This window comes from Vibrio sp. 2132-1 (assembly GCF_033344315.1).
On record NZ_JAWPON010000884.1, the window covers coordinates 1 to 511 of the forward strand.

The 511-nt window shown below is 44.4% G+C and carries 1 protein-coding gene; it reads left to right on the forward strand.

The window, feature by feature from the left end:
* A partial coding sequence (locus tag R8N47_RS28540) for a ThiF family adenylyltransferase (RefSeq protein ID WP_412034506.1) occupies positions 1–247 on the forward strand: 247 nt, incomplete at its 5' end.
* Between the last annotated feature and the right edge of the window lie 264 nt (positions 248–511).

Below are 511 nucleotides of genomic sequence, written 5' to 3' on the forward strand. Positions count from 1 at the left end.
TCCAACTCAACCTTGTTACCAGTGTTTGAGTGCACTATTTGGTAGCGGTGCACTAAGCTGCGTTGAAGCTGGTGTAATGGCACCAGTGGTCGGGATTGTGGGTGCTGTACAAGCGATGGAAACCATCAAGGTGATCGCAAATTACGGCCAGCCAAAGAAAGGGAAAATCCTTATTCTCGATGCACTCAGCATGTCGTGGCGAGAAATGAACTTGATGAAAATGCCGACCTGCCCTGTTTGTGGGTAAGTAACGCATTCGCTCCCGTGTCAATCGATTCTCAAAAAGCTCAACGCAACGTTGGGCTTTTTTCTTATTCTGAGATTCAAAATTAAAACCTCGAACTTTTAGTTGTCAATATCCATCAAAAACAGCCACTTAAGAATTGGCACGCTCCTTTCATTGCATATAAAACAAATCAATGAGAGGGCGAATCATGAAAAGAACATCACTAATACTCGGATCACTGTTCGTAAGCGCTTATGCGAATGCGGCACCTTTCGACACTTGTCC